The organism is Mycobacterium sp. 852002-50816_SCH5313054-b (assembly GCF_001667185.1).
Classification (GTDB): Bacteria; Actinomycetota; Actinomycetes; order Mycobacteriales; family Mycobacteriaceae; genus Mycobacterium.
On sequence record NZ_LZIC01000143.1, the window covers coordinates 1 to 4,141 of the forward strand.

Sequence of the window (4,141 nt, forward strand, 5' to 3'; positions counted from 1 at the left end):
ATCGTTCCGCCCACGCTGAACCTGGAAAACCTCGATCCGGAGATCGATTTGGACGTGGTGGCGGGCAAGCCGCGGCCGGGCGCCTACAACTACGCGATCAACAACTCGTTCGGCTTCGGCGGCCACAACGTCGCCATGGTCTTCGGCAGGTACTAGACCGATCTACGCCAAAGCGCGGCCGGGCTTGACCTTGAAGTCCAAGCCCGCCAACGACATTGTCGCGTCGTAGGTCCGGTCGTAGCCGGTTCCGCTGATCTTCCAGCCGGCTTCGGTGCGCCGGTAGGAGTCGCGGTAGAAGGCCGCGCCGATCAGCATGAAGTTGAAGTCCGCCACGATGACCCGGTCCTGCAAATACCAGCTGCCCGTGGCGGTGTCGCCGGTCACGTCGATTTCCGGGTGCGTCACCCGGTGCTCGGTAATCACATTGGGGCCGAGCGACGAGCGCATGTACTCCACCAGGTCGGCGCGGTTGGTGAAGTGCAGCTCGTTGCCGATCGACGGCCCGTAATCGGCCTTGATGTCCTCGGCCAGCGTGTCGGCGAAGTCGTCCCAGTGCTTGGTGTCCAGCGCGCGTAGGTAGCGGTACTTCAGCCGTTTGATCGCTTCGACGTCGGCTGCCGCATCATGAGGGGTCATCCCGTCATTGCAGCATACGGGTAACCATGTCGATCAGGGCGCGTCGTTCCAGGCTCCAGTCGACCGCGGTTCCGGTGACCATCTGGGCCAGCACCACGCCCCGCAGGGCGGCCCAAATCACCTCGGCAACACCGGTGTTGGCGGGGTCGTCGGTGATCAGCCGGCCGAGCTGGCCGATGGCGTCGTTCATCTCCAGCAGGTGGCGCCGTGACGATGCGCCCGGACCGCCGCGGGTGGCGCGCAGGATCTCGAAGGCCGCCATCGAGGTCGGGCTGCTGTAACAGCTCCACGCGGTGTCGACGACGACCTCGATGCGCTCCCGCAGCGGAAGCTCGCTGACGTTGGCCGACGACAGGCTGTCGACCAGCCGGGCCACGCCGTCGTCGACGACGGCCATGAGCATGCCGTTGCGATCCCCGAAGTGGTACTGGATGACCCCCCACGTCACGCCCGCCCGTTCGGCCACGTGCTTGGCGGTCGCGGCGGCGAACCCTTCCTCCACGATGCAGCGCACCGTCTCATCGATGATCTTGGTGCGCGTGTCGTCGCCGCGCTTGCGCGGCGCGCTGGTACGCCGGGTGGGGGCAATGGACATTGTTGACTTTATAACATAAAGCCGACTATTTTTGTGCGGTGAGCCGATCCAGTTACGCGCGGTTGTCCCGTCAGGAGCTGTCCGTCCTGGTCCCCGAACTGCTGTTGATCGGTCACATGATCGACCGCTCCGGCATGGCGTGGTGCATCACGGAATTCGGTCGCGAGGAGATGGTGCAGATCGCCATCGAGGAGTGGGCCGGCGCCAGCCCGGTGTACACCAAGCGCATGCAGCGGGCGCTGAACTACGAGGGCGTCGACGTGCCCACCATCTTCAAGGGCCTGCAGCTCGACATCGGCGCCCCGCCGCAATTCATGGATTTCCGCTACACCCTTCACGACCGCTGGCACGGCGAATTCCAGCTCGACCACTGCGGCGCGCTGCTCGACGTGGAGCCGATGGGCGACGAGTACGTCTTCGGCATGTGCCACACCATCGAGGACCCGACGTTCGACGCGACCGCGGTCGCGACTAACCCCCGCGCGCAGATGCGTCCGATCCACCGGCCGCCGCGGGTGCCCGCAGACCGGGAGCCGCACTGCGCCTGGACGGTCGTCATCGACGAGTCCCATCCCGAGGCGCAGAGCATTCCCGCGCTGGACATCGTTCGTCAAACCCGCGCGGCCACTTGGGAATTGGATCCCGTCGATCGGTCCGACGAGGGACAGGCGGATTACTCGGGACCTTTGCTGTCCGACTTCGACTTCGGCGCCTTCTCGCACTCGGCGCTGGTCCGCATGGCCGACGAGGTGTGCCTGCAGATGCACCTGCTGTATCTGTCGTTCGCCGTCGCGGTGCGGGCGCGCGCCGCCGACGACGCTCAGGCGGTCTCGATCGGCACCCGCGGCCTCATCGGCCTGGCGGGGCTGGGGGCCGAGCGGATCCACCGCGCACTCGAGTTCCCCGGCGGGATCGAAGGTGCGCGACAGGTGTTCGAGTTGCACCCGCTGCTCAACCCGGCGGGCTACGTCGTCGCCGAAACCGGGGACAACCGGCTGCGCGTGCACCGGTCCCCGGCGCACGACGACGGCGCCTGGATCTCGCTGTGCTCGCCGGAATCCGTGCAGCCGCTGCAGGCGATCGCCAGCGCCATCGATCCGCGTCTTTCGATTCGGGTCAGCGGCACGGGCACCGACTGGACCGCGGAACTGGTCGAAACCGATGACCCCGCAGCCGAACTGCCGGAGGTCTCGGTGGCCAAATTCAGTGGCGGATCGTCCTTTCAGTTCCAGCCGAGGCGTTCGCTGCCGCTGACCGTGGTGTAGTGCGGCGCACTTTGGCGTCACCTGACCGGTTTGTCAATAGGTTTGGGATTCCGATTCGGTGACGCTCTCACATCGAGCGGATACCAATGGCATTGCAAGCCATCGGCTTTCCGCGTGTCCGCGGCTATGGTTAACGCTGGCCACCGACCCCTATAGACGAAAGTATTCGCTCTATGTACGACCCAGTCGGGTTGTCGATCGGGACCACGAACCTGGTCGCTGCGTGTAACGGAAGTCCACCGGTCTCACGCCGCGCTGTGCTGACCCTGTATCCGCACTGCGCGCCGAAAATCGGTCTACCGCCGCATAACACGGAAACTCCGCCCCTCAACGAGCCGGGCGTGCTGATGCGCGGCTTCGTGGAGCGCATCGGGGACTCGGTCGCGTTGGTGTCGCCCGACGGCTCCGCCCACGACCCTGACCTGCTCACGGTGGAGGCCCTGGACGCCATGATGGTGGCCGCCGGCGCGGACTCCGCCGCGTCGGAAATCTCCATCGCCGTTCCGGCGTACTGGAAACCCGCTAATGTGCAGGCGCTACGCAACGGTTTACGAACACATTTGGGCTTCGTGCGCAGCGGCATGGCCCCGCGCCTGGTCTCGGACGCCATCGCGGCGCTGACGGCGGCGAACGCGGAACTGTGCCTCGCGGCGACGGGCGTCGTCGGGCTGCTCGACTTCGGCGGCGGCGGCACGTCCGCCACCCTGGTCAGCCTCGCCGGTGATTTCGAACTGGTGAGCCCCACAATGCGTTACGCGGCCTTCTCCGGCGACGAAATCGACCAGGCGGTGCTGCTCAAGGTCTTCGAGGAACTCGGACACGGCAGCGGCATCGACCCGGCCAGCACCGCCGGCGTCGGCCAGCTAGGGCTGCTTCGCGAGCAGTGCCGGGAGGCCAAGGAGCGGCTGTCCACGGAAACTGCGGTCGAATTCGCCGCCGAGCTCGGTGGGCGCAGGTGCACCATGAAGCTGACGCGAGACGAGCTGGGCGACCTCATCCAGGACCGGCTGTCCGGATTCATCTATGCGTTCGACGACATGTTGGCCCGCCACAAGCGGGGTTGGGCGGACCTGTCGGCCGTGGTCACCGTCGGCGGTGGGGCCTGCATTCCGCTTGTCACCGAACGCCTTTCGGTGCACGGCCGCCGGCCGGTGGTGAGCCCGTCGCAGCCCGCCCTGGCCGCCGCCGTCGGCGCGTTGCAGCTGGCGTCGCGCGGTGAGGAGCTGGACCTGCGGACGCGCACCTCGATCGGCCTGCTCACGGCGTCCGCCGCCAACGACGTCGTCGACCTGGCGGCCGGCGATGTGCTGGTGATCGACCACGACGCGCTCACCGACCGTGAATTGGCGTGGTCACAAACCGAATTCGGCGACGACGTGCGGGTGCCCTACAGCCCCGCCGCCTTTGACGAAGACGGTCCCGCCGGCTGGTCCATGCGCCTCAATGTGATGGAGCCGCCCAAGCCCAGCCCGTTGCGGCGCCTCCGGTTCTCGCAGTTGATCGTCGGGATGTGCGCCGCGGTCGCGATGACCGCGATCGGCGGCGTGGCCTACACGCTGACGGGCATCGAAAACCACCAAACCCCGCCGGCGCCCACCGTCGCGCCGCTGCCGGCGCCCCCGGTCAGCTCGCTGGTGCCGAGCCC

At 67.1% G+C, this 4,141-nt stretch carries 4 protein-coding genes and 1 pseudogene; 3 read left to right on the forward strand and 2 right to left on the reverse strand.

The window, feature by feature from the left end; genetic code table 11:
- Window positions 1-156, forward strand: a pseudogene (locus tag A5787_RS27100) (beta-ketoacyl-ACP synthase); the annotation flags it as partial.
- 6 nt (window positions 157-162) lie between these two features.
- Here A5787_RS27100 and A5787_RS25845 read toward each other — a convergent pair.
- A complete protein-coding gene (locus A5787_RS25845) occupies window positions 163-636 on the reverse strand; it encodes a nuclear transport factor 2 family protein (protein WP_066972497.1) in 474 nt (157 codons plus the stop codon).
- A gap of 4 nt (window positions 637-640) precedes the next feature.
- On the reverse strand, window positions 641-1,231 hold the full coding sequence (locus tag A5787_RS25850) for a TetR/AcrR family transcriptional regulator (RefSeq protein WP_066972507.1): 591 nt from the start codon (window positions 1,229-1,231) through the stop codon (window positions 641-643).
- A 38-nt stretch (window positions 1,232-1,269) separates the two neighbouring features.
- Here A5787_RS25850 and A5787_RS25855 point away from each other — a divergent pair, with 38 nt between their 5' ends.
- A complete protein-coding gene (locus tag A5787_RS25855) occupies window positions 1,270-2,496 on the forward strand; it encodes a hypothetical protein (protein ID WP_066972510.1) in 1,227 nt (408 codons plus the stop codon).
- Window positions 2,497-2,669: 173 nt separating this feature from the next.
- Window positions 2,670-4,141 (forward strand): Hsp70 family protein (locus A5787_RS25860; RefSeq protein ID WP_066972513.1); only part of this gene is annotated, 1,472 nt, incomplete at its 3' end.

Coding starts and splice junctions, on each gene's coding strand:
- A5787_RS25850 (WP_066972507.1), bottom strand. CDS start 1,231: ATGTCCATTGCCCCCACCCGGCGTACCAGCGCGCCGCGCAAGCGCGGC.
- A5787_RS25845 (WP_066972497.1), bottom strand. CDS start 636: ATGACCCCTCATGATGCGGCAGCCGACGTCGAAGCGATCAAACGGCTG.